Here is a 22569-nt window from a genome sequence, read left to right as displayed (position 1 = left end):
CATTATTCAGGAGGACAGGGCCCACCGAAGAAGTGGATCAACGGTGGGCTCCCCTCTCACGGCCGCGGTTCGGCGGCCGCGATCACGGTTTCAGTGGCTGCCGCTGCCGCCGAGTTCCCAGCGCGGCCCCGACGGGGTGTCCTCGATGACCAGCCCCGCCTGCTTCAGCTCGTCACGGATGGCGTCCGCCGTGGCGTAGTCCTTGCGCTGGCGCGCGGCCTGCCGCTGGTCGAGCACGAGGCGGACCAGCGAGTCCACGACGTCGCGCAGCTCGCCGCCCCGCCCGGCGCCCGTCGCCGTGGACTGCCAGCGCGGGTCGAGCGGGTCGAGGCCGAGGACGCCGAGCATCGCCCGCACGTCCGCGAACGCCTTGACGGTGGCGTCCTTCTCGTCCCCGCTCATGGCGGCGTTCCCGTGCCGGACGGTCGTGTGCACGACGGCCAGCGCCTGCGGGACCCCGAAGTCGTCGTCCATCGCCTCCGCGAAGGCCGCCGGGACCTCGGACGCGGGAGCAACATCGCCGACCGCCTCGCCCGCGCGCTGCAGGAAGCCCTCGATGCGGCCGAAGGCGGCCTCCGCCTCGCGCAGCGACTCCTCGCTGTACTCGATCGTGGAGCGGTAGTGGGGCGAAGCCAGGTAGTAGCGCAGCACGATGGGGCGCCAGTGCTTGACCATCTCGCTGACGAGCACCGAGTTGCCCAGCGACTTGCTCATCTTCTCGCCGCTCATGGTGACCCAGGCGTTGTGCGCCCAGTAGCGCGCGAATTCGTCGCCGAACGCCTTCGACTGCGCGATCTCGTTCTCGTGGTGCGGGAAGACCAGGTCGACTCCCCCGCCGTGCAGGTCGAAGGACGAGCCGAGGTACTTGTGCGCCATGGCCGAGCACTCCAGGTGCCAGCCGGGACGGCCGCGGCCCCACGGCGTCTCCCAGCTCGGCTCGCCGGGCTTGGCGGCCTTCCACATGGCGAAGTCGCGGGGGTCCCGCTTGCCGGTCTCGCCCTCGCCCTCGGGCTGGAGCAGGCTGTCCAGATCCTGGTTGGACAGCCGGAGATAGTCCGCGTACGAGCGGACGTCGAAGTACACGTTCCCGTCCGCCGCGTAGGCGTGGCCCTTGTCGATGAGGGCGCGCATCATCTCGATCATCTCGGGGACGTGGCCCGTTGCCCGCGGCTCGTACGTGGGCGGCAGGCAGCCGAGCGCGTCGTACGCGGCGGTGAACGCGCGCTCGTTGTCGTAGCCGATCGCCCACCAGGGACGGTTCTGCTCGACGGCCTTCACGATGATCTTGTCGTCGATGTCGGTCACGTTCCGCACGAACGTGACGTCGTAGCCGCGGTGGGCGAACCAGCGGCGCATGATGTCGAAGTTGAGCCCCGACCTGATGTGCCCGATGTGCGGGGCAGCCTGCACGGTGGCACCACACAGGTAGATCGAGACATGGCCCGGCGTCTGGGGGACGAAGTCGCGGATCTGCCGGCTGCTGGTGTCGTACAGGCGAATACTCACGCGACCAGGGTAGTGGGCCCGTGAGGGCGGCCGTCCCGCACACCGGGCTCGCGGCAGACCCCTGGCATACGTGAGGGAATGCCGGGAGCCGGGTGTCAGGTCTGTCAGAGGCGTCCGGTGATCTTCCTGGGCGTGACGCGCACGACGACCCTCTCGGCGTCCTGCGTCCAACGCGGGTTGAAATCGGCGTAGTTCTTCCCCGTGTACTTCTGGGCCAGTTCGTCGATCAGCTCCGGGCCGCCCTCGGTGGTGACAGTGGCGGTGCCGCGGATCTCCGCGTACGTGTACGGGTTGTCAGCGGGCTGCACCATGACGCTGACCCGGGGGTCCCGCCGGAGGTTCAGGGTCTTGCGGCGGTCGGTCGTGGTGGAGATCAGCAATTCGTCCCCGTCGCGCTTCACCCATACCGGTGACACCTGCGGGCTTCCGTCGGGCTGGATCGTCGCCAGGTCGACGAAGACGGGAGAGTCCAGAACCTGCTTGAGGCCGTCGGAGATCTGTGCTGCTGCCACTGGGGTCGCCTTCTCTCGGAGGATCGTCGCTGTCTGCGGCATGTGCCGTGTCACGTACAAGGCGTGCCACGTCCGTGTCACCTGCAACGGGCATCCGGGGCCCGGTGTTCCGGGCCCCGCTCAGCGTCACTCCTGTGGGCCTGGGCCTCAGTCGGCTGCGGGAGGCGGCAGCACCAGGGCGGTCGCCAGGGCCGCGAGACCCTCGCCGCGACCGGTCAGGCCCAGCCCGTCCGTCGTCGTACCGGAGACGGAGACCGGGGCGCCGACCGCGGCGGACAGGGCACGCCGGGCCTCGTCGCGCCGCTTGCCGATCTTGGGCCGCACGCCGATGACCTGGATCGCCACGTTGCCGATGGTGAAGCCCTCCGCACGCACGATCCGCGCGGCCTCCGTGAGCAGACTGACGCCTGACGCACCGGCCCACTCCGGGCGGCCGGTGCCGAAGTGGGCACCGAGGTCACCGAGGCCGGCCGCGGAGAAGAGGGCGTCGCATGCCGCGTGCGCGGCGACGTCGCCGTCGGAGTGCCCGGCGAGGCCGTAACGCTCCCCCTCCCAGAGCAGACCGGCGCACCACAGTTCGCGCCCCTCCTCGAAGGCGTGCACATCCGTGCCGATGCCGACCAGTGGGAGGGCGGGTGCCTGTCGCTCAGAAGCCATCGGTCGCACGCCTCCTCGCCAGGACGGCCTCGGCGAGCACCAGGTCCAGCGGCCGCGTCACCTTGAACGCCTCGTCGTGACCCGGAACCACCACGACCTCGACGCCGAGGCGCTCGACCATGCCGGCGTCGTCCGTCGCGCCGTCGCCCTCGCGGGCCACCTGGGCGTGCGCCGCGGCGAGCACCTTCAGCTCGAAGCCCTGCGGGGTCTGTACGGCCCTCAGCCGCGAACGCTCGGGAGTGCCCGTCACCGGCTCGGGTTCGCCGCCGGTGCGGACCTGGACCTCCTTGACCGTGTCAGGGACGGGCAGCGCGGGCACGACGGCGGGCGCCCCCTCCCGCACGGCCGCCGCCACGGCCTCCACGGTCTCGACCGGCACCAGCGGACGGGCAGCGTCGTGCACGAGCACGGAATCGACGCCATCGGGGAGAGCCGCGAGGCCCAGGCGCACCGAGTCCTGACGGGTCTCACCGCCGGGGACGACCACGACATCGGTCGCGGTCTCCCCTGCGGCGTTGTGCTCGTCCAGGAGGCGCCGGACCTCGTCGGCGCCGTCGGGCGGTGCGACCACGACGACGAGGGAGACGGCACGCGAGCGGGCCATGGCACGCACGGCGTGCACCAGCATCGGCGTCCCACTCAGCGCACGCAGTGCCTTCGGGGCGCCCGGGCCGAGGCGGAGCCCGCGCCCGGCGGCCGGGATGACGGCGGCGGTGCGGTGCCCTGGCCGCCCGGCAGCGGGGTCGGTCGCGGGGTCGGCGGCGCGGTCGGCGGCGCGGTCGGACGCGGGCCGGGCGGCCGGAGTCCTGCCGGGCTGTTCGGCCTGCGCTGCCTGCTCTGAGTCGTGGCTTGCTCCGTCCGGGCGGCCGGAACGCGACTCGCCCGCGGATTGGATTGACATCGGTTGCACGTTCAGGTTTGTGTCCTCAGCCGGTGTGGGTATGGCCTGGGCGTACCCCCCGACGCAGGTCGGGGGCGTGCCGGGCGCGAAGCCTTGACCGGCCCTTCCGTGATTTCCGGTCGAGGCGATTGCCCGGGCCCGGCACGCCTTTGACAGGCGTCGAGACCGTGCCGGGCGTCCGGCACGGCGAGCAGTAGTGAGGTTACTGAACGCTGTCGGGGGCCGCTTGCATAGCGTAGACATGCCGCAGCGCCCGGCGACTGACGTCGTCACTCGGGCACTGCGGCACAGCCTTGCTCTACTGCTGCTCAGACTTACTGACTACTGGGCTTGCTCACTCGTGCTGGGAGGCCGGCTGCGCGCCGTCCCTCTTCGTCGCTCGCGCGGTCAGGACGCGAGAACTTCGTCGAGCAGTGCCTCTGCCTTGTCCTCGTTCGTGTTCTCCGCGAGAGCCAGCTCGCTCACCAGAATCTGGCGGGCCTTGGCGAGCATCCTCTTCTCGCCGGCGGAGAGTCCGCGCTCACGCTCACGGCGCCACAGGTCGCGCACGACCTCCGCCACCTTGATCACGTCGCCGGACGCCAGCTTCTCGAGATTCGCCTTGTAGCGCCGGGACCAGTTGGTCGGCTCCTCGGCATACGGTGCGCGGAGCACCTCGAAGACCCTGTCCAGCCCGTCCGAACCGACCACATCTCGTACGCCCACGAACTCCGCATTGTCCGCTGGCACACGAACCGTCAAGTCGCCCTGCGCAACCTTCAGAACCAAGTAGGTCTTGTCCACGCCTTTGATCTGGCGAGTTTCGATAGCCTCGATCAGCGCGGCCCCGTGATGGGGATAGACCACGGTGTCGCCAACCTTGAACGTCATGTGTCAGGTACCCCTTCCGTGGCTATCCAGAGTAACACGGAATCGGGCTCTTCTGAATGGCGTTTTCGCAGGTCAGGCCGCATCTCGGGGCTTGACAAGCGGCCCTGTTACGTGCTGCGGCCAGTCATCTGGAACAGGTATTCGCAGGTCGGGGCACTTCTGAACGGGCATCGAAACACAACGGACACGTCTGAAGAGGGTGCTTCAGAAAGCATCAGCCGTCCGTTTTGTCCTGCTGTAAGTCGTCGCCCGTTCGGCCCTCTTCACCGCTTCACGGACTTTCCCAAGAATTGATCAGCAGTTCCGCTGATCAATTCACAAGCCGTTCGCATTCTTTCCCCGGAAACGTCCTCACCCGGCGCGCAGCCCACGCGCGCTCCCGCGTACGCACCGGCCCGTACGGCGCGCGGCAGGAGGGCCGGGTGCGGGGGTCCGCGAAGCGCTCGGTAATCTGGCCGCGCCACAGATCAAAGTATCCGCCCGCAGCCGTCCCGTAGTTCGGCCGCCAGAGCTCGCCCAGGAGTTGCCGCCGCCGTGAGCAGCAGCATTCGACGCGGCACCCTTGCCGCCACAGCCCTCGCGCTCGCCGTCGTCACACTGTCCGCGTGCGCCGCGGGGCACGACGCTCAGACGCTGGAGGTCAAGCCGGACAATGCCGCGACCTCCGAAGGCTCCATCAAGGTCCAGAATGTCGCCATCGTCACACCGGACAGCGGGCAGGGCCCCTCTGCGGTGACGGGCCGCATCTTCAACCAGGGCTCCAAGGACGAGACCCTGGCGGAGATCACCGTCAAGGGTGCCGGTGCCCGCGTGAAGCTCCGCCCGGCGAAGGGCGAGAAGGACCTCACGGTGCCGGCCGGCGGTTCGCTCGCGCTGGGCGGCAAGGGCAACGCCTCGGCCGTGCTGCCCGAGTCCACGTCGGGCACCATGCGGGACGGCAACGCCCAGCCCGTCTCGTTCGACCTGAGCCGCACCGGCAAGATCTCGCTGCGGGCGACGGTCGTGCCCGCGCACGGCGACTACGCGAAGTTCGGCCCGACGGTCGCCCCGTCGCCCAGCACTTCCTCGGGCACGCCGTCCGGCTCGCCTTCGCCCGGTTCGGAGTCGGCCTCGCCGTCGGAATCCTCGTCCGAGAGCCCGTCGGAGGACGCCAAGCAGTCCGGGTCGCCGGCCCCCGATGAAGACGCCGCGGAGGAGGAGGCCGAGCACGAGGCCGAGGGCCACGCCGCGGGGCACTGAGCCGCCCGCTACACCCGCAGCACACACACCTGAGGCCCCGCCGTACAGCTCGTACGGGCGGGGCCTCAGGCGTTTCGTGCCTGCGCTCTCTAGGGCTCGAACTTGTAGCCCAGGCCCCGCACCGTCACCAGGTAACGCGGGGCGCCCGGGTCGGGCTCGATCTTGGCGCGGAGGCGCTTGACGTGGACGTCGAGGGTCTTGGTGTCGCCCACGTAGTCGGCGCCCCAGACCCGGTCGATCAGCTGCATCCGCGTGAGCACCCGGCCCGCGTTGCGCAGCAGCATCTCCAGCAGGTCGAACTCCTTCAGCGGGAGGTCGATCTTGCTGCCGGCCACGGTGACGACGTGCCTGTCCACGTCCATGCGGACGGGGCCGGCCTCCAGGGCCGCCGGGGTGACCTCTTCCGGCTCGCCCTGACGGCGCAGCACGGCCCGGACACGCGCGACCAGTTCGCGCGAGGAGAAGGGCTTGGTCACGTAGTCGTCGGCTCCTATCTCCAGGCCGACGACCTTGTCGATCTCGCTGTCCTTGGCGGTGACCATGATCACCGGAACGTTGGAGCGGCCGCGCAGCTGGCGGCACACCTCGGTGCCGGGCAGCCCCGGCAGCATCAGGTCGAGCAGCACCAGGTCGGCGCCGTTGCGTTCGAACTCGTCCAGCCCGTCGGGGCCGGTGGATGCGACGGCTACCTCGAAGCCTTCCTTGCGCAGCATGTACGACAGTGCGTCGCTGAACGATTCTTCGTCCTCGACGACGAGCACTCGGGTCACGGGAGGACCTCCGGGGCGGTTTCAGGGGCGCGCAGCAGACCGCGCGGCGTTGTGAACGGAGATGGGGAGGGACTGGAAAAGGAAGTGGGAGAGGGAGAAGAAGGGGAAAGGGAGGAAGGGGTAGCGGGGGTGGCACGGGAAGCCGGTGGGGGTTCGCCCGAGCGGGTCGCGGAAGCGGAGTCCCCGGGCTCGGAGGAGCCGCGGCGGTGCCGGTGCTGGTCCGGATCCGCGGGCTCCGCCGGGCCGGTGGGTTCGCCCGGGCCGGCCTGAGCGGCGTGATCGGCCGGGTCGGCCTCGCCGGCCTCGTCCAGGGAGTCCGCCGCCTCCTCGAAGTCCTCCAGCTCCTCGTCGACGTCCTCGGACGGGCTTCCGCCGCGGCGCTCCTGCGACTCCGCGCCGCTCCGTCCGGGTCCGCCCTCCGGCAGCCGGAGCGTGAACGTGGAGCCCTGTCCTTCGGCGCTCCACACGGTGACCTCGCCGCCGTGCGACGCTGCCACATGCTTGACGATGGCCAGTCCCAGGCCGGTGCCGCCGGTGGCACGGGAGCGGGCCGGGTCCACACGGTAGAACCGCTCGAAGACCCGCTCCTTGTCCCGCTCGGAGATGCCGATGCCCTGGTCGCTGACCGATATCTCGATGAAGTCCCCGCCGGGGGCCGCCACCCGGCGCCCGGCGATGCCGACGCGGGTGCGGGCGGGCGAGTAGTTCACGGCGTTCTCGACGAGGTTGCCGAGGGCGGCCGCGAGCTGGCTGCGGTTGCCCCACACATGGAGCCCGCCGTCGGCGGTGCCGCTCGTGGACGTGCCGCCGACGCTCGTACGGCCCGCGACGAGCGTGATCTGCTTGCTGCCCGCGGACTGGCGGCAGCGGTCGATCGCCTCGCCCATCAGCTCGTCCACGCCGACCTGCTCGGAATCGCCCAGCGGGTCGTCGTTCTGCACGCGCGAGAGGTCGATCAGCTCCTGGACGAGGCTTGTCAGCCGCGTCGCCTCGTACTGCATGCGCCCGGCGAAGCGCTCGACCGCCTCGGGGTCGTCCGCCGCGTCCAGTACCGCCTCGGAGAGCAGGGACAGCGCGCCGACCGGGGTCTTCAGCTCATGGCTGACGTTCGCCACGAAGTCACGGCGCACGGCCTCTATGCGGCGGGCCTCCGTCATGTCCTCGACGAGCAGCAGTACGAGACGGGAGCCGAGCGGTGCCACGCGGGCGGACACGGCGAGGGCGTCGCCCCGGCCCGTACCGCGCCGCGGGAGATCCAGGTCGACCTGCCGTATCTCTCCGTCCCGCCTCGTCTCGCGGGCCATCTTCAGCATCGGCTCGACGGCCAGCCGGCCGCCACGCACCAGCCCCAGGGCGTACGCGGCGGAGCTCGCCTTGACCACCTCGTCCGCCTCGTCCAGGACGACGGCGGAGGAGCGCAGCACGGACAGCACGGTGTCCACACCGGGCGGCAGAACGGCCTCGGTGTGCAGCGAGGAGCGCGTGGGACGGGCCTGGTCGCGCTCGCTCCAGCGGAACGCCAGCATCGCGATCACGCCGGTCAGTACTCCGGCGATCGCCGCCGCTGCGGCGACCGCCGCGTTCACGTTCATGCCTCAAGGCTATGCGTGCTCGTCGGTACCGCCCCAGGGGAAGAAGGGGACCTCGAACACTCGTCTCCCAGAGTTCACCTTGAGGTCGCGGTCGATTCATCCGGGGGGTCGGCGACAGACGCATTCCGGACGGAGCGTGGGAACCTGAGGCCGGTCCTCCGGGGCCCCTCTGTCGAGAGAACATGCGAGGGAAGGACAGCCATGCGTGACGCGTACCACGAGGAGCTGGACTCGATCAGCGACAGCCTGGTCGACATGGCCCGGTTCGTCGGCTCTGCGATCGGCCGCGCCACGACGGCGATGCTGGACGCGGACCTGAAGCTGGCCGAGAGCGTCATCGCCGCGGACGAGAAGGTCGACGACATCCAGCGCGATCTGGAGAGCCGAGCCATCCAGCTGCTCGCGCGCCAGCAGCCCGTCGCGACCGATCTGCGGATAGTCGTCACCTCGCTGCGGATGAGCGCCGATCTGGAGCGCTCCGGCGACCTGGCGCAGCACGTCGCGAAGGTGGCGCGGCTGCGTTTCCCCAACTCGGCCGTACCGAGTGATCTGCAGGCGACGCTGCTGGAGATGGGGCAGCTGGCGCAGCGGCTGATGGCGAAGGCCGCAGAGGTGATCATCACCAAGGACGTCGATCTGGCGATGCAGCTGGAGCAGGACGACGACGCGATGGACGACCTGCACCGCACGCTCTTCCAGCACCTGATGGACGACCGCTGGCACCACGGCATCGAGACGGCTGTCGACGTGACGCTGCTCGGGCGCTACTACGAGCGCTTCGCGGACCACGCGGTCTCCGTGGCCCGTCGCGTCGTCTATCTGGTCACCGGCGACTACGCGGACGAGCTGGACCCGGCGGCCGCGGCGGCCGGCGACGGCACCGCACCGGTCGAGAGCTCCTGAGCGCCTGCGGCCGCACGGCGTCGGGGGCACGCCCGGCCTTTTCGTGCACCTACGCGCTCTTTGCGCGCCCGTGGGGGCGGGCCGGAGGGTGGGAGTGGACCGGGGAGGAGAAGGAGGGAACTCATGGCTGATCACAACGATCCGGCCCTGTCCCCCGCGCGGTCGGAGGAGAGGCCGTCCCTGCACGTACTGGGGGCGTGCGGGTGCGGCCCGGGATGCGGGTGCGGATGCCAGTCCGGCGGCCCGTGTCAGTGCGGCGGTTGCTGCGGCTGACGGGGTACTGCCGCTGAGGGCCCTGCCCGGTTCGACGAGGCAGGGCCCTCAGTTCGTGCCTGGAGGCAGTTCGTGCCTGGAGTCCGCTCAGGCGATTGCCGCCAGGCCCTTGTGCAGCTCCTCACGGTTCATCACGGGCTGGATCTCGACCTCCGCACCCATCGTCTGGAACAGCATCTCGACGATGGGCGGCAGCTGAGAGCTCTCCTTCATGTCGAAGATCATGATGCAGGAGCGCTTGCCGGCGTGCGGGCTGTAGTACGCCGCTTCCGGTTTGAGCTGGTCCGTGAGCGCGTCCATCATCTTCTGCATCTGGCCGTTCTCAATCGCCTTGTTCGACTTCTCGGTGTCCATGAGGGCTCTGAGCATCATCCTCATTGCGCTGACTCCTTGTGGGGGAGGCGGGGTTGCGGAGGTTGCGCTCAGCCTCCGGCGCGCGCACCGCTCCGGCAACATTTCGGCGGCCGGACGGCGGCGGGCACGGCGACGCTCCCCACCTGGCGAAACCGCCGACAGGGGCCGTGAAGAGCGGTGGGCGCCTCGCCGTCACCGGCAGTTTCCGCATTGTCGAAATCGAGAGGCCTCGGCAGTCTCGACCTGACCCGGATGAGCATCACCGGCGGACAGGCCGGTGCCGGGGGCGGCATCCGCTGCATCGTCCTCGTCGCGCAGACCACCGACCACCCACGGGGGTCGGCCGGCGGGACACCCGGGAGGCGGTGGCCGCCGTCAGAAGCAAGCCCCCTGCTCGCGGGACAACCGCAGGCAGGGGGCTTCTTCGAGTCGTGGTGCTACTTCTTGCCCTGGTTCTTCACGGCCTCGATCGCGGCCTTCGCCGCCTCGGGGTCGAGGTAGGTGCCGCCGCGGACCACCGGGTGGAAATCGGCGTCCAGTTCGTAGCTGAGCGGGATACCGGTAGGGATGTTCAGGCCCGCGATGTCCTCGTCGGAGACGCCGTCGAGGTGCTTCACGAGGGCCCGCAGGGAGTTGCCGTGCGCGGCGACCAGGACGGTGCGCCCCGCGAGAAGGTCCGGGATGATGCCGTCGAACCAGTACGGCAGCATCCTTCCCACGACGTCCTTGAGGCACTCGGTGCGCGGGCGCAGCTCGCTCGGAACTCCGGCGTAGCGCGGGTCGTCGCTCTGCGAGTACTCGGCGCCGTCGGGCAGTTCGGGCGGCGGGGTGTCGTACGAGCGGCGCCAGAGCATGAACTGCTCCTCGCCGAACTCCTCACGGATCTGCGCCTTGTCCTTGCCCTGCAGGGCTCCGTAGTGCCGCTCGTTGAGCCGCCAGGAGCGGCGGACCGGGATCCAGAGCCGGTCGGCGGACTCCAGTGCGAGCTGCGCGGTGCGGATCGCCCGCTTCTGCACGGAGGTGTGCAGCACGTCGGGGAGCAGTCCGGCGTCCTTGATCAACTCGCCGCCGCGGACCGCCTCCTTCTCGCCCTTCTCGGTGAGGTTCACGTCCACCCAGCCGGTGAACAGGTTCTTAGCGTTCCAATCGCTCTCTCCGTGCCGGAGGAGGATCAGCTTGTACGGTGCGTCGGCCATGCGGAGCACCCTACTGGGTGTGTCCGGCGGTGTGTTCGGAGGCGATATCCGCTCACGGCGGTGTGGCTCCCGCGCACATGTGTCGGCGGCCGGTTCGTCCCTACGGTCACGCCATGACCCCCGAGAATCCCGCAGCTGACAAGAGCCCGACGCCTGATCCCGCGTCGCCGAAGCCGGCCTCCCCGGCACCGTCGTCCTCCTCGCCCGCGTCGTCGTCGCTGAAGCGCATCGTCGCCGCCAGCCTCGTCGGCACGACGATCGAGTGGTACGACTTCTTCCTCTACGGTTCGGCCGCAGCCCTCGTCTTCGACAAGCTCTTCTTCCCGAGCTCCGACCCGCTGGTCGGCACGCTGCTGGCCTTCCTCACCCTCGCCGTCGGCTTCGCCGCCCGTCCCATCGGGGCGCTCGTCTTCGGGCACTACGGCGACCGGATCGGCCGCAAGAAGCTGCTCGTGCTGAGCCTGCTGATGATGGGCGGGGCGACGTTCGCGATCGGGCTGCTGCCCACGCATGCCGCTGTCGGCTCGCTCGCACCCGTGCTGCTGACGGTCCTGCGCCTCATCCAGGGCTTCGCGCTCGGCGGCGAGTGGGGCGGCGCGGTGCTGCTGGTCTCCGAGCACGGGGACGCGAAGCGCCGCGGGTTCTGGGCCTCCTGGCCGCAGACGGGCGCGCCCGCGGGGCAGTTGCTGGGCGTGGCCGTGCTGGCGGTGCTGACGGCGCTGCTGTCGGAGGAGGCCTTCCTGAGCTGGGGCTGGCGGGTGCCGTTCCTGCTCTCGGCCGTGCTGGTCGGCGTCGGCATGTGGATCCGGCTCGCGGTCGACGAGACGCCGGTCTTCAAGGAGGCCCGCGAACGCGCCGAGGCCCGCAAGGCGGAGGCCGCGATGAGCGGCGGGGACGCGCAGGTGGAGCGGATGCCGCTGATCGCCGTGCTGCGCTTCCACTGGAAGGACGTGCTCATCGCGATGGGCGCGCGCATGGCGGAGAACATCGCCTTCTACGTCATCACCGCGTTCATCCTCGTCTACGTCACCAAGGAGCTGGGCCTCTCGCAGCAGACGGCTCTCAACGCGGTGCTCATCTCCTCCGCGGTGCACTTCGCGGTGATCCCCGCGTGGGGTGCGCTCTCCGACCGGCTCGGACGCCGTCCGGTCTACATGCTGGGCGCCATCGGGACCGGCCTGTGGGTCTTCCCGTTCTTCGAGCTGCTGAACACCAAGAGCTTCGGTGCGATGGTGCTCGCGGTGATGGTCGGCCTGATCCTGCACGGTGCGATGTACGCGCCTCAGGCGGCCTTCTTCTCCGAGCTGTTCGCCACGAGGCTGCGCTACTCCGGTGCGTCCATCGGTGCGCAGTTCTCGTCCGTGGCGGCGGGTGCGCCGGCGCCGCTGATCGCCACGGCGCTGCTGGCGGACTACGGCAGCTCGACACCGATCGCGCTGTACGTCATCGGCGCCGCTCTGCTGACCATCCTCGCAATCGCGTGTGCGAAGGAGACCAGCAAGCGCGACCTGACGCAGATCGGCGAGGACGACAGCGTCGACGGCAAGCGGGCGGGCTCCCCCAAGGCCGGCCCGCGGACGCCGAGTTCACCGTCCGACCGCTCCCGCGAGTCGGTGCAGCCGTAGCGCGAGCTGCGTCTCGAGGGCACGTTCCGGGGACTGCCAGTCGTCGCCCAGCAGCCTGGCCACACGCTCCAGGCGCTGGGCGACGGTGTTGACGTGCACGTGCAGTTCGTCCTTCGCGCGTGCGGGGCTCATCCCGCACGCGAAGTAGGCGTCCATGGTGGCCACCAGGTCGGTGCCGCGTCGTGCGTCGTAGTCCAGTACGGGCCCGAGCGTGCGGCGTACGAAGCTGCCCACGTCGCGGCTGTCGGTCAGCAGCATGCCGATGAAGCCGAAGTCCTCGGCCGCCGCGCCCTGACCGGAGCGCCCGAGCAGCCGCAGAGCGTCCACGCAGCGCCGCGCCTCCGGGTAGGCCGCGGCGACGGCTCCGGACTCGGCGGCGGGCGCGGCCACGGGCGCCGATGCGCCGACGGTGACGGGCGCGCCCGCCGAGTGCCCGAGTTCGGCGGCGATCTCGCAGGCGATGCGGGAGGGCGTGCTGTCGGAGCGCAGCGGCAGCAGCAGCACGATCCCGCCGTCCCTGGCGGCGGCCATCCCGTGCCGGGTGACGGCCAGGTGGGAGGCGGCGGCCCACAGGCGCTGCCTGCCGGGGCTCTCCTCCTTCTCCGCGGGGTCCCCATGGCCTTCGAGCCGGGCGCTGAGCAGTACGTGCGGTGCGTCGAGGTCGGCGTGCAGCCGTGCCGCGCGGTCGCGCAGCAGGCGCGGGTCGTGGCTCGTGGAGTCCAGGAGGTCGTCGAGGAGTTCGCCGCGTACGCGCTGCTCGGCCTCGCCGGCGGAGCGGCGTGCGAGCAGCAGCAGGGACGTGACCATGGCGGCGCGCTCGAAGGTGCGCTGGTCGACGGGGTCGAGCACGGGATGACCGTGCAGCGCGAGCGCGCCCAGGAGTTCGCCGCTCGCGGAGACGGCGGTGACCCAGGTGTCGCGGTCCCGCATCGCGTGGCCGGCGCTGCGTGAGCGTTCCACCGCGGGACGCGCGGACGCGGCGGACGGTTCGACGAACTCGACGCGCCCCGCGAGCACTTCGGAGACGGCGGCGGCCACGTCCGTCACGTCGCCGCCGCGCAGCACGAGTTCGGTGAGCCTGTCGTGCACGTCGCTGGCGCGCTTCATCGTCTCGTTGGCGCTCTCCAGCTCGGCCATCGCGTCGCGGGTCTCGGAGAGCAGGCGTGCGGTGTCGATCGCCACGGCCGCGTGGGCCGCGAACGAGCCGAGCAGCGCGATCTGTTCACGTTCGAAGACGCGCGCGCGGCGGTCGGCGGCGTAGAGGACGCCGATGACGTCGCGTCCGCCGAGCAGCAGCGGCACCCCGAGGATGGCGATCAGGCCCTCCTCGCCGACCGCGGCGTCGATGGGGCCGGTGTGCCGGAAGCGCGCGTCCGTCGGGTAGTTGTCGGTGACGTAGGGGCGTGCGGTCTGCGCCACGAGCCCGCCGAGGCCCTCGCCCATGCCGAGGCGCACCTGCTGGAAGCGGGCGGAGACCGAGCCCTCGGTGACCCGCATGTAGGTGTCGCCGCGCTCGTGGTCCGTGAGGGTCATGTACGCGACCTCGGTGCCCAGCAGCGAGCGGGCACGCTGCACGATCGCGCGGAGCACGTCGTCCAGGTCGCGCAGCCCCGCGAGGTCGTGCACGGTCTCGATGAGCGCGGTCAGCTCGGCCTCACGGCGGCGCCGCCCCTCCAGTTCCGCGCGGATGCGCAGCGCCAGCAGCTTGCCGCTCTCGAGGGCGGCGAGCTCACCGGACGGTGCGCCGGCCTCGCGGGCGCGCGCCAGCGGTTCGTCGTACGCCTCGGCGGGCGCACGGCGCGAGAGGAGTTCCAGGTAGGCGGCGTCGGAAGGCCGGGCTTCGGGCATGGTCACAGGCTTACCCGGGGTGGGTGTCGTGACGCCAGGGGCGGACGGTCCGCAGGGGGGCCGGAGCACCGCCGGGCGGGCGGCCCCCGGCGCTGCCCGGCCGTTGATACGGCCCCGTCGTCAGTGTGCGGTCCATCCGCCGTCGAGGGGCAGCGAGGCTCCTGTGATGAAGGACGCCTGCGGGGTGCACAGGTAGGCGACGGATTCGGCGACCTCCTCGGGTTCGAGCAGCCGCTTGAGTGCGGAGTCGGCCAGCAGGATCTCCGAGACGACCCGATCGGCCGAGATGCCGTGCGCCGCAGCCTGGTCGGCGATCTGCCGCTCCACCAGCGGCGTACGGACGTAGGCCGGATTGACGCAGTTGGACGTGACGCCGCGCTCGGCGCCCTCCAGCGCGGTGACCTTCGACAGGCCCTCCAGACCGTGCTTGGCCGAGACGTAGGCCGACTTGTACGCCGAGGCGCGCAGCCCGTGCACGGAGGAGATGTTCACGATGCGGCCCCAGCCCTGCTCGTACATCTGCGGGAGCGCGCCCCGCACGAGCCGGAAGGGGGCCTCCAGCATCAGCGTGAGCAGCCTGCGGAAGTCCTCGGGCGGGAACTCCTCGATGGGGCGGACCAGTTGGGCGCCCGCGTTGTTGACGAGGATGTCGGTGCCCGCCGCGAGGCTCTCGGCGGCGTCGAGCCCTTCCGGGTCGGTGAGGTCGAGGGGGTGGGGCTGGACCGAGCCGCCCGCGTCCTCGTCCTGCAGGGCACGCAGACCGTCGGCGTCGCGGTCGACCACCCGGACCTTGGCGCCCGCCGCGGCCAGTCTCAGGGCGCAGGCCCGTCCGATGCCGCTCGCGGCACCGGTGACCAGCACGGTGTGGCCGGTCAAGTCGAGGGCGACGGAGTGCGGGCCGGGTGTCAGCTGCTCGGTCATGCGGCAACGCTAGGTCCGCGTGCGGCGGCCGCCCAATGTGGTGGCGCCACATTCACGCCCGCTCACCGCTGGACGTACGACACGTTCGGGTGCCGGTCGCGGCGCCCCTACGGTCGACAGGTCCCTCAGGGGACACCCCCCACGGAAGGAGCGCCATGAAAGCAATTCGCTCGAAAGCCGCTCTGCTGCTGACCGCACTGACCGCACTCGCCACCGCGGGGCTCGCCGCGACGGCCGGCGTAGGCACCTCCTTCGCCGCGGACCCCGCCGACGCCTCGCGCTCGGCGGGCCCGGCCGAGGAGAGAGCCGCGGCCGCCGGCCTGGAGAAGGTCGACGACTTCGGCTCCAACCCCGGAGCGCTCAGCATGTACCGCTACACCCCGGACGGGCTGCCCGCGAAGGCGCCCGTGGTCCTCGTGCTGCACGGCTGCACCCAGGACGCGGCGACATACTTCGAGGGTGCCGGCTGGCAGAAGTCCGCCGACGCCGGGGGTTTCTCCGTCGTCGCGCCCCAGCAGGAACAGTCCAACAACAGCAACAAGTGCTTCAACTGGTTCCAGGCCGGCGACACCGACCGCGGCAAGGGAGAGGCGCTGTCGATCAAGCAGATGGTGGACCGGACGGTGGCCGATCTGGACGCCGACCCCTCGCGGGTCTTCGTCACCGGCCTGTCGGCGGGCGGCGCCATGACGGCGTCGATGCTCGCCGCCTACCCCGACGTCTTCAAGGGCGGAGCGGTCGTCGCGGGCCTGCCGCACGGATGCGCGAACAGCGTCGCCGAGGCCTTCACCTGCATGAACCCGGGTGTCTCCAAGTCGGCCTCGGCGTGGGGCGACCTGGTCAGGAAGGGCGCCCCCGACCACTCCGGGCCCCGCCCGAAGGTGTCGGTCTGGCACGGCACGGGTGACACGACCGTGGCACCGATGAACGCCGAGGAGTCCGTCAAGCAGTGGACGGACGTACTGGGCGCCGACCAGAAGGCCGACGCCACCGAGAAGTTGCAGGGCGGCACCACCCGTTCCGACTACCAGAACGCGGACGGCGACGTCGTGGTGCGCGGCTACATGGTGGACGGCATGCCGCACGGCACCCCCGTGAAACCGGACGAGGACTGCGGAAAGGCCGGTAAGAACTTCCTCGACACGATCTGCTCGACCAAGCACATCACCGCTGACTGGGGGCTGGGAGGCTGACGTCAGGTCCCTCCCCGTTCCCGGTGTTCCCCCGGAGGTGAGCCGGTGCGCTCCGGCACCCGGCGCCCGTGCGCACCGGCCCGCTCACACCTCTGGGGGAGCACGCATCTCCGAGTCCGTAAGCCCCTGTTCACGCCTCTCCACGCGCCCGATGCCGGGTGCGGGGAAGGGCGGCGGAGCTTTCCGCGGAGGCATTGCGGAGTTGCGCCTCACACGATGGAACCGGCGCCCGCGCCGTGCGGACGTCATCCACGTGCAGGCAACCTCGGAAGGGAAGCAGATGATCAACCTCGCACGCGCGATAACCACTGCCGGTGTCGCACTCGCGGTCTCACTCGTCGCCGTACCCTCGGCCTCGGCCGTGGTCAGGGAAGCCGGGAAGACCGCCGCGGCGGCCCAGTCCTCGGCGCCCGCCAAGAAGGCCTCGGCATCGGCCGGATCCAAGGCCGTCAAGGATGCTCTGGCCTCCAATCGCCCCGTCACCGTGAACATCTACTACGTGCTCCACGACGGCCGGGTCATCAGCGAGCAAGGTCCTGGCGACTCCTCGGCCCACGAGGTGGGCAGCAACTCCGGCGCGATCGACATGCAGACCCAGAACGAGCCGATCACGACCGGGGACCTGAACGCAGAGCAGAACAAGGGCGACGTCACCTTCGAGGTGGAGGGTTCGGAGCAGGACACGGGCGAGGTCTCCTGAACGCCCCGGCCCCTGTCTCCTGAACGTCCCCGACCCTCTCCCCCGAACCCTCGATCCTCCCGAATCGACCCCGGGTCGCACGCCGGGCGACGCATGACGGACCGGGCGCGCCCCGCCGGCCGTCAGCCGCGTTTGCCGCCGTCCGGCGTGCCTCCCGTCAGATGCGTGAAGGCGTCGAGGTTGCGCGTCGACTCGCCGCGCGAGGTGCGCCAGTCGTACTCGCGGCGGATGGCCGACGCGAAACCCATCTCCAGAAGGGTGTTGAAGGCACCGTCGGCGTTCTCCAGCACCGCCCCCAGCAGCCGGTCCACCTCTTCCGGCGTGACCGCGCTCAGCGGCAGCCGGCCCGTCAGATAGATGTCGCCGAGCTTGTCCAGGGCGTAACTCACCCCGAAGAGGCGGGTGTTGCGCTCCAGCAGCCAGCGGTGCACGGCCGCGTGGTTCTCGTCCGGGCGTCGCACGACGAAGGCGTTGACGGACAGCGAATGCCTTCCGACGGCGAGCGAGCAGGTCGTCGAGAGCTTGCGCGTGCCGGGAAGCGTGACGACGTACGTGCCCTCCCCGGGGCTCTCCCACTCCAACTCGGCCTCGCTCAAAGCCTGTTCGACAATGCCGCGGGCACGGCTCAGCGCGCCCTCGTCCCGCCCGGTATCCGCACCGTCCGTGCCCTCGGCAGATCCGGCGCCCCCGGTGCCACGGGCGCCCTTCGCATCAGAGTCGGCGTCAGCCATGGGCCGATCGTAGGCGACGCCGCTGATCGTGCATCGCGTCTGCATAGACCTCGAGGGTGCCTGCCGCGGCCGTGTCCCAGCCGAACCCCGCCGCGTGCCGCGCCGCGGCCTCGCCCATACGCTCGGCGGGCCCGTCCGCCGCGTCCGTGACGAAGTGCCGCAGGGCCCGCGCGTACGCCCGGGGATCGTGGCCGTCCACGAGGAAGCCGCTCACCCCGTCCCGCACCGCGACCGGCAGCCCTCCGACCGCCGCTGCGATCACGGGCGTCCCGCAGGCCTGCGCCTCGACGGCCACGAGCCCGAAGGACTCGCTGTAGGACGGCATGACGAGGACGCTGGCGGCCCGGTACCAGTCCGCCAACTCCTCCTGCCCCACCGGCGGATGGAAGCGCACGATGTCCGAGATGCCGAGCTTCGCGGCGAGCTTGTGCAGCCGCTCCGGCTTGGCCAGTCCGCTGCCGCTCGGACCGCCCACGACCGGGACCAGCAGCCGGCGGCGCAGCGAAGGCTCGTCCCGTACGAGCAGCGCGGCGGCGCGCAGCAGGATCTCGGGGGCCTTCAGCGGCTGAATGCGTCCCGCGAAGAGCGGGATGACGGCGTCCTGCGGCAGCCCCAGACGGGCGCGGGCCGCGGTGCGTCCGTCGGCGGGCCGGAAGCGTTCCAGGTTGACGCCCGGGTGCACGACAGCGGTACGGGCAGGGTCGGCCTCGTAGTGCCGGAGCAGCTCGTCGGCCTCCTCGGCGGTGTTGGCGATGAGCCTGTCGGCGGCGCGCACGATCTGCGTCTCACCGATGACGCGGGCGGACGGCTCCGGGGTGTCGCCCTCGGCGAGGGCGGCGTTCTTCACCTTCGCCATGGTGTGCATGGCGTTGACGAGCGGAACGCCCCAGCGCTGGGCGGCGAGCCAGCCCACGTGCCCGGAAAGCCAGTAGTGGGAGTGCACCAGGTCGTAGTGGCCGGGCCTGTGTCCCGCCCACGCCTGCATCACGCCGTGCGTGAAGGCGCAGAGCTGCGCGGGCAGTTCCTCCTTCGCCAGGCCCTCGTACGGGCCCGCGTCGATGTGCCGGACGAGGACGCCGGGGGCCAGTTCGACGCTGGGCGGCAGGGCTGCGGCCGTCGAGCGCGTGAAGATCTCCACCTGGGTGCCGTGCGCGGCGAGCTGCTTGGCGAGTTCGACGATGTAGACGTTCATGCCGCCCGCGTCCCCCGTGCCCGGCTGGTGCAGCGGGGAGGTGTGCACGCTCAGCATGGCGACCCGGCGGGGCCGCCGTGCCGCACCGAGCCGCAGCCGCGGCCGCTGCTGTTGGGGCAGCCTTGTGCGGAGCTGGCCGAGCCGCGCCATGTACTGGCTCACGGACGAATGCCTCCTCGTATGCGTGCCTGCCGCTGCAGGTGCAGCCCGGTGCCGGGGACGCTGCGGCACACCCGTGCGGCGGGCATGCGTACGCAGAGCCTTAGGCCCTCTCAGCGAGAACACCGGAGGGGCTGGTTCCCATTTCGGCTTTGCCGAATCGTGACAACGCGTCCGTTCCGAATCGTGAGATCGCAATTCCGCCCGAACGCGACGCGGGAGGTCACCGCACGGCGAGCCCGTTCACCGAGGCGCCGCATCGGCCCCGTGCCCGGCCTCGGGGGCCGCCCGAGCGACCTGCTCCGGAGCGCCGGACGAGCGGTCACCGCCGCCCTGCCGCCCGTTCACCGCCCCGTACGCTCATGGCATGACAGCCCGCCCCACGCCCCGTTCCGTCGGGAACGTGACGCGCGGGACCACCAGCCCCAACCGGCTGCGCCGCATGGACAGGTGGATCGCCGCCGTCCACGCCCCGGTGCTTCGGCGCTCCGTCCCGGACGGCTCGCGGCCCGGGAGCGGTCACCGGCCGCCCGTCGCGGTCGACCTGGGATTCGGGTCCGCTCCGTGGACGGCGGTCGAGCTGATGCAGCGGCTGCGCAAGGTCCGCGCGGACGTGCGCGTCGTGGGGGTCGAGATCGATCCGGAGCGGGTCGCCAACGCGCGCCCGTACGAGCGCGACGGGCTGAGCTTCGTTCGCGGCGGCTTCGAGGTGCCGCTGCCGGGCGGCGCGCGCCCCGTACTGATCCGGGCCGCGAACGTGCTGCGCCAGTACGAGGAGGCCGAGGTCGCCCCGGTGTGGGCCAGGCTGTGCGAGCGGCTGGCGACGCCGGACGGCCTTCTCATCGACGGCACCTGCGACGAGATCGGACGTCGTCATGTATGGGTGGCGCTGGGGCCTGAGGGCGCGCGCACGGTCACCTTCGCCACGCGGCTGGCGTCACTGACGGTGCCGTCCGATCTGGCGGAGCGTCTGCCGAAGGCGCTCATCCACCGCAACGTTCCAGGGGAACCCGTCCACGCCTTCCTGCGCGACTTCGACCGCGCCTGGGCGACCGCTGCCCCCTACGGTGCGCTGAGCGCCCGGCAGCGCTGGATACGTGCGGTGCGGGCGCTGGCCGGGGAGTGGCCGGTGAGGGACGGGCCGCACCGCTGGCGGCAGGGCGAGGTCACCGTCGGCTGGCGGGCCCTCGCCCCGCGCGGCGGCTGACGGCAGCCCAGCGCTTCACCGAGGGATCCGGGGGTGCCGCCCTTCAGGCGACGCTCAGCAGCTCGGCGCGCCCGAAGAGCAGGGCGTAGCCCGGCGGCAGATCGGCTATCACCTGATCGGTGAGGTCGTCGCCGCACACCTCCGCCAGTACCGCCAGCACCGAGCTGACGTCCCAGCGGGCCGTCGCGGACGTCGCGTCCTGCAGGCGCCGTGCGACCGTGTCCACGAACTCCGGGCCGGTGAGCGGCTTCGTCGCGGGCAGCTGGTACCTCAGCGACTCGGCGGCGGTCGCGGGCAGCTGTTCCGCGACCCGCTCACGCACGTCGTCGCTCAGGTGGCCACCGAGAGCCGAGAGAACCAGCCGGGCGACCTGCTTGCTCTCCGCGTCCGTCGTGTACCGGCCGTGCTCACGGATCCGGGCCACGAGTTCGTTCCACTGCATACCTGTCCGTCCCTTTCCCTTCTCGTTCGGCTGACCTGGGCGGCCGCTCTCCGTTGTGCCCAGGAGAGCGGCCGGGAATGTGCGACAGAGTCGGAGATCACATGAGAGTCAGGTCTCAGCCGGAGAGCTGCCGGGGGGTCGAACTGCCGCCGCTGATCTCGATCTTGCGGGGCTTCGCCTGCTCGGCGACCGGGATGCGCAGGGTCAGCACGCCGGCGTCGTAGGTCGCGTCGATCCGCTCGGAGTCCAGGGTGTCCCCGAGAAAGACCTGGCGGCTGAACTTGCCCACGGGACGCTCGCCGGCGATCAGTTCCGCGTCCTCCGGTGCCGGTGAGCGGCGCTCGGCATGGACGGTGAGCACGTTCCGCTCGACGTCGAGATCGATGGTCTCGGGGGCGACGCCCGGGAGGTCGAAGTGGATCACGAACTCGTCGCCGGAGCGGTACGCCTCCATCGGCATCCCTGCCGGGCGTGACGGGGTTCCGAAGGCCTGCTGGGTGAGGCGGTCGAGCTCCCGGAACGGGTCGGTACGCATGAGCATCACGGTCATCTCCTTCCGTGGATTGCACTACGTGCGATGCCATGTGCTTTGTTATATACACCAACCCGAGGAAAGTTGACAACCGCAGACTCAAGTAGTCCCCTGACCAGGTCAGACGGCCTGCTGTGCGGCTTCCCGCTTCTGCCCGGCCGTCCGCTCGTCCTTGATCACCTGCTGCCACAACGTGCCGAACTCGCGCCGGGCCACCTCGGCCTCCTGACGCTGGCCGGCGTGGAGCACGCCGAGCGCGTACGCCGTGGCGGGCGCGATGCGGGGTGTGCGGGCGGCGGCGGCAGCCGCTTCGGCCGCCTCCACCGAGTCGCGGTACCGGTCGAGCGCAGCGCTCGCCGCCCGGAGCAGCTGGTCCGGGCCGTGCGTGCCCGTGGCCCCCTGCTGCTCTCCGCCGGGACGGACGTCTTCCGATGGGGCACCGGCCGCGTACAGCACCTCCTGCGCGTAGCGGTGGTGCCGCAGCAGGATCCGCACCTCGAACCATGCGGTGTCCTGCCTGTTCTGCAGGTCGTGGCCGCCCCGCGCCTGCGGAACCTCGTGACCTTCCTGTCCGTCCTGCGGCCGCGCAGCCACCCGTGCGGGCGGCGGCAGTGCCTCGACCGCGCGGACGAGACGCTCCCTCGCGCGTTCCGCCAGCGGTACGAGCACGGCAGCCGCACTGCCCTGTTCGGCGCCCGGCGCCAGCGGCACCTCGTAGGCCAGCACCGCCACGGCGTCCGCGACAGCGTGGAAGCGGGAGGACACCAGGGTCTCCAGCGCGGCCGAGTGCGCGCGGCTGCGGGCCAGGGTGTGCTGCCGCTCCAACAGCGCCGCCGCCCGGTCCCCGCCGACCCCCTCCACCGCCAGCCGGTGCAGCGCGGCGAGCAGCCGGGCCTGGCGTGCCGAGCACCTGTACTCGCGGGCGAGCGTGCCCGACAGATGCCGCAGCTCACCGCTCAGCTCGTCCGCCCAGGCGGCGTCGACGAGCGGCCGGTAGGTGAGGAGGGCGGAGCCGATCCGCCGGGACGCACGCCGCAGCTGGCGAACCGCTTCTTCCGCCGCGGCGGCCGTCTGCGCGCTGCCCGCGCTCTCCTGGTGCATGCGCAGGCTGCGCAGGAAGTCGGCCGCCCGGGCGTGCAGACTCCGGCTGAGCACCTCGGCCGGGTCCGCGCTCTCCAGCGCCGCGGACACGGCGAGCCCGCCCACCTGTCCCGTCACGGTTGCGTCACCCCCTCACCCCGTCGTT

The 22569-nt window shown here is 71.2% G+C and carries 22 protein-coding genes; 6 read left to right on the top strand and 16 right to left on the bottom strand.

Features of this window, described 5'->3' with window-relative positions; translation table 11 throughout:
* Positions 1–90 precede the first annotated feature (90 nt).
* The 5 genes from cysS to G4Z16_RS18770 form a co-directional block, all read right to left on the bottom strand.
* Entirely contained in the window at positions 91–1506 is a 1416-nt protein-coding gene (cysS, locus tag G4Z16_RS18790) for a cysteine--tRNA ligase (RefSeq protein WP_197351895.1), read from the bottom strand.
* 104 nt (positions 1507–1610) lie between these two features.
* Positions 1611–2060 carry a PPOX class F420-dependent oxidoreductase gene (locus tag G4Z16_RS18785; protein ID WP_197354743.1) on the bottom strand — a complete coding sequence of 150 codons (450 nt, stop codon included), beginning with the start codon at positions 2058–2060 and terminating at the stop codon, positions 1611–1613.
* 105 nt (positions 2061–2165) lie between these two features.
* Positions 2166–2675, bottom strand: coding sequence for a 2-C-methyl-D-erythritol 2,4-cyclodiphosphate synthase (gene ispF / locus G4Z16_RS18780; protein ID WP_197351894.1), 510 nt, complete (start codon positions 2673–2675; stop codon positions 2166–2168).
* Positions 2665–3576, bottom strand: a complete 912-nt coding sequence (gene ispD, locus G4Z16_RS18775; RefSeq protein ID WP_246530938.1) for a 2-C-methyl-D-erythritol 4-phosphate cytidylyltransferase — start codon at positions 3574–3576, stop codon at positions 2665–2667. The genes ispF and ispD overlap by 11 nt, the downstream gene beginning before the upstream one ends.
* A 387-nt stretch (positions 3577–3963) precedes the next feature.
* A complete protein-coding gene (locus tag G4Z16_RS18770; RefSeq protein WP_016472332.1) occupies positions 3964–4446 on the bottom strand; it encodes a CarD family transcriptional regulator in 483 nt (160 codons plus the stop codon).
* A 534-nt stretch (positions 4447–4980) separates the two neighbouring features.
* Here G4Z16_RS18770 and G4Z16_RS18765 point away from each other — a divergent pair.
* A complete protein-coding gene (locus tag G4Z16_RS18765; RefSeq protein WP_197351893.1) occupies positions 4981–5685 on the top strand; it encodes a copper chaperone PCu(A)C domain-containing protein in 705 nt (234 codons plus the stop codon).
* Positions 5686–5774: 89 nt separating this feature from the next.
* Here G4Z16_RS18765 and phoP read toward each other — a convergent pair whose 3' ends face one another.
* Both phoP and G4Z16_RS18755 read right to left on the bottom strand, forming a co-directional pair.
* Positions 5775–6455, bottom strand: coding sequence for a two-component system response regulator PhoP (gene phoP / locus G4Z16_RS18760; RefSeq protein ID WP_028437776.1), 681 nt, complete (start codon positions 6453–6455; stop codon positions 5775–5777).
* Positions 6452–8047 carry an ATP-binding protein gene (locus tag G4Z16_RS18755; protein WP_197351892.1) on the bottom strand — a complete coding sequence of 532 codons (1596 nt, stop codon included), beginning with the start codon at positions 8045–8047 and terminating at the stop codon, positions 6452–6454. Before G4Z16_RS18755 ends, phoP begins: the two co-directional genes overlap by 4 nt.
* A 201-nt stretch (positions 8048–8248) precedes the next feature.
* Here G4Z16_RS18755 and phoU point away from each other — a divergent pair, with 201 nt between their 5' ends.
* Positions 8249–8950 (top strand): phosphate signaling complex protein PhoU, encoded by a 702-nt coding sequence (gene phoU / locus G4Z16_RS18750; protein ID WP_197351891.1) that lies wholly within the window; start codon positions 8249–8251, stop codon positions 8948–8950.
* A gap of 360 nt (positions 8951–9310) precedes the next feature.
* Here the strand turns inward: phoU and G4Z16_RS18745 are convergent, their stop codons facing one another.
* Positions 9311–9601 (bottom strand): hypothetical protein, encoded by a 291-nt coding sequence (locus G4Z16_RS18745; protein ID WP_197351890.1) that lies wholly within the window; start codon positions 9599–9601, stop codon positions 9311–9313.
* 413 nt (positions 9602–10014) lie between these two features.
* Positions 10015–10773 (bottom strand): phosphoglyceromutase, encoded by a 759-nt coding sequence (locus G4Z16_RS18740; protein ID WP_197351889.1) that lies wholly within the window; start codon positions 10771–10773, stop codon positions 10015–10017.
* Between the two features lie 113 nt (positions 10774–10886).
* Between G4Z16_RS18740 and G4Z16_RS18735 the strand changes: the two genes are divergently transcribed.
* Positions 10887–12398, top strand: coding sequence for an MFS transporter (locus G4Z16_RS18735; RefSeq protein WP_197351888.1), 1512 nt, complete (start codon positions 10887–10889; stop codon positions 12396–12398).
* Here the strand turns inward: G4Z16_RS18735 and G4Z16_RS18730 are convergent.
* Positions 12360–14246 (bottom strand): helix-turn-helix domain-containing protein, encoded by a 1887-nt coding sequence (locus G4Z16_RS18730; protein ID WP_197351887.1) that lies wholly within the window; start codon positions 14244–14246, stop codon positions 12360–12362. The genes G4Z16_RS18735 and G4Z16_RS18730 overlap by 39 nt on opposite strands.
* Before the next feature lie 120 nt (positions 14247–14366).
* Entirely contained in the window at positions 14367–15167 is an 801-nt protein-coding gene (locus tag G4Z16_RS18725) for a 3-hydroxybutyrate dehydrogenase (RefSeq protein WP_197351886.1), read from the bottom strand.
* A 155-nt stretch (positions 15168–15322) separates the two neighbouring features.
* Between G4Z16_RS18725 and G4Z16_RS18720 the strand changes: the two genes are divergently transcribed.
* Both G4Z16_RS18720 and G4Z16_RS18715 read left to right on the top strand, forming a co-directional pair.
* A complete protein-coding gene (locus G4Z16_RS18720) occupies positions 15323–16360 on the top strand; it encodes an extracellular catalytic domain type 1 short-chain-length polyhydroxyalkanoate depolymerase (RefSeq protein ID WP_197351885.1) in 1038 nt (345 codons plus the stop codon).
* 280 nt (positions 16361–16640) lie between these two features.
* A complete protein-coding gene (locus G4Z16_RS18715; RefSeq protein WP_197351884.1) occupies positions 16641–17060 on the top strand; it encodes a hypothetical protein in 420 nt (139 codons plus the stop codon).
* Between the two features lie 122 nt (positions 17061–17182).
* On the opposite strand, the gene G4Z16_RS18710 is transcribed toward G4Z16_RS18715, so the two are convergent.
* Together G4Z16_RS18710 and mshA are read right to left on the bottom strand one after the other, a co-directional pair.
* Complete coding sequence (locus G4Z16_RS18710) at positions 17183–17671, bottom strand: type III secretion system chaperone family protein (RefSeq protein WP_246531322.1); 489 nt, start codon at positions 17669–17671, stop codon at positions 17183–17185.
* A 112-nt stretch (positions 17672–17783) separates the two neighbouring features.
* The gene (gene mshA, locus G4Z16_RS18705) at positions 17784–19145 is read right to left on the bottom strand and encodes a D-inositol-3-phosphate glycosyltransferase (protein WP_197351882.1); all 1362 of its coding nucleotides are present in this window, start codon (positions 19143–19145) and stop codon (positions 17784–17786) included.
* A gap of 364 nt (positions 19146–19509) precedes the next feature.
* On the opposite strand from mshA, the gene G4Z16_RS18700 reads away from it, so the two are divergent.
* Complete coding sequence (locus G4Z16_RS18700; protein ID WP_197351881.1) at positions 19510–20349, top strand: class I SAM-dependent methyltransferase; 840 nt, start codon at positions 19510–19512, stop codon at positions 20347–20349.
* Between the two features lie 43 nt (positions 20350–20392).
* Here the strand turns inward: G4Z16_RS18700 and G4Z16_RS18695 are convergent, their stop codons facing one another.
* The 3 genes from G4Z16_RS18695 to G4Z16_RS18685 all read right to left on the bottom strand — a co-directional run bounded on the left by G4Z16_RS18695 (position 20393) and on the right by G4Z16_RS18685 (position 22541).
* Positions 20393–20791: a DUF2267 domain-containing protein gene (locus tag G4Z16_RS18695; RefSeq protein WP_197351880.1), complete on the bottom strand. Its 399-nt coding sequence runs from the start codon at positions 20789–20791 to the stop codon at positions 20393–20395.
* A gap of 115 nt (positions 20792–20906) precedes the next feature.
* On the bottom strand, positions 20907–21332 hold the full coding sequence (locus G4Z16_RS18690) for an Hsp20/alpha crystallin family protein (RefSeq protein ID WP_197354741.1): 426 nt from the start codon (positions 21330–21332) through the stop codon (positions 20907–20909).
* Positions 21333–21443: 111 nt separating this feature from the next.
* Positions 21444–22541: a CHAD domain-containing protein gene (locus tag G4Z16_RS18685; protein ID WP_246530937.1), complete on the bottom strand. Its 1098-nt coding sequence runs from the start codon at positions 22539–22541 to the stop codon at positions 21444–21446.
* Between the last annotated feature and the right edge of the window lie 28 nt (positions 22542–22569).

The organism is Streptomyces bathyalis, from assembly GCF_015910445.1.
GTDB classification, from domain to species: domain Bacteria; phylum Actinomycetota; class Actinomycetes; order Streptomycetales; family Streptomycetaceae; genus Streptomyces; species Streptomyces bathyalis.
Note: the sequence above shows the minus strand (reverse complement) of the source record. Positions and strands in the feature narration are given on the sequence as shown.

Bases quoted from the DNA above. Each gene is read 5' to 3' on its own strand.
- G4Z16_RS18785 (WP_197354743.1), bottom strand. From the start codon at position 2,060: ATGCCGCAGACAGCGACGATCCTCCGAGAGAAGGCGACCCCAGTGGCA.
- ispF (WP_197351894.1), bottom strand. From the start codon at position 2,675: ATGGCTTCTGAGCGACAGGCACCCGCCCTCCCACTGGTCGGCATCGGC.
- ispD (WP_246530938.1), bottom strand. From the start codon at position 3,576: ATGTCAATCCAATCCGCGGGCGAGTCGCGTTCCGGCCGCCCGGACGGA.
- G4Z16_RS18770 (WP_016472332.1), bottom strand. From the start codon at position 4,446: ATGACGTTCAAGGTTGGCGACACCGTGGTCTATCCCCATCACGGGGCC.
- G4Z16_RS18755 (WP_197351892.1), bottom strand. From the start codon at position 8,047: ATGAACGTGAACGCGGCGGTCGCCGCAGCGGCGGCGATCGCCGGAGTA.
- phoU (WP_197351891.1), top strand. From the start codon at position 8,249: ATGCGTGACGCGTACCACGAGGAGCTGGACTCGATCAGCGACAGCCTG.
- G4Z16_RS18745 (WP_197351890.1), bottom strand. From the start codon at position 9,601: ATGAGGATGATGCTCAGAGCCCTCATGGACACCGAGAAGTCGAACAAG.
- G4Z16_RS18740 (WP_197351889.1), bottom strand. From the start codon at position 10,773: ATGGCCGACGCACCGTACAAGCTGATCCTCCTCCGGCACGGAGAGAGC.
- G4Z16_RS18735 (WP_197351888.1), top strand. From the start codon at position 10,887: ATGACCCCCGAGAATCCCGCAGCTGACAAGAGCCCGACGCCTGATCCC.
- G4Z16_RS18730 (WP_197351887.1), bottom strand. From the start codon at position 14,246: ATGCCCGAAGCCCGGCCTTCCGACGCCGCCTACCTGGAACTCCTCTCG.
- G4Z16_RS18725 (WP_197351886.1), bottom strand. From the start codon at position 15,167: ATGACCGAGCAGCTGACACCCGGCCCGCACTCCGTCGCCCTCGACTTG.
- G4Z16_RS18720 (WP_197351885.1), top strand. From the start codon at position 15,323: ATGAAAGCAATTCGCTCGAAAGCCGCTCTGCTGCTGACCGCACTGACC.
- G4Z16_RS18715 (WP_197351884.1), top strand. From the start codon at position 16,641: ATGATCAACCTCGCACGCGCGATAACCACTGCCGGTGTCGCACTCGCG.
- G4Z16_RS18700 (WP_197351881.1), top strand. From the start codon at position 19,510: ATGACAGCCCGCCCCACGCCCCGTTCCGTCGGGAACGTGACGCGCGGG.
- G4Z16_RS18695 (WP_197351880.1), bottom strand. From the start codon at position 20,791: ATGCAGTGGAACGAACTCGTGGCCCGGATCCGTGAGCACGGCCGGTAC.
- G4Z16_RS18690 (WP_197354741.1), bottom strand. From the start codon at position 21,332: ATGCTCATGCGTACCGACCCGTTCCGGGAGCTCGACCGCCTCACCCAG.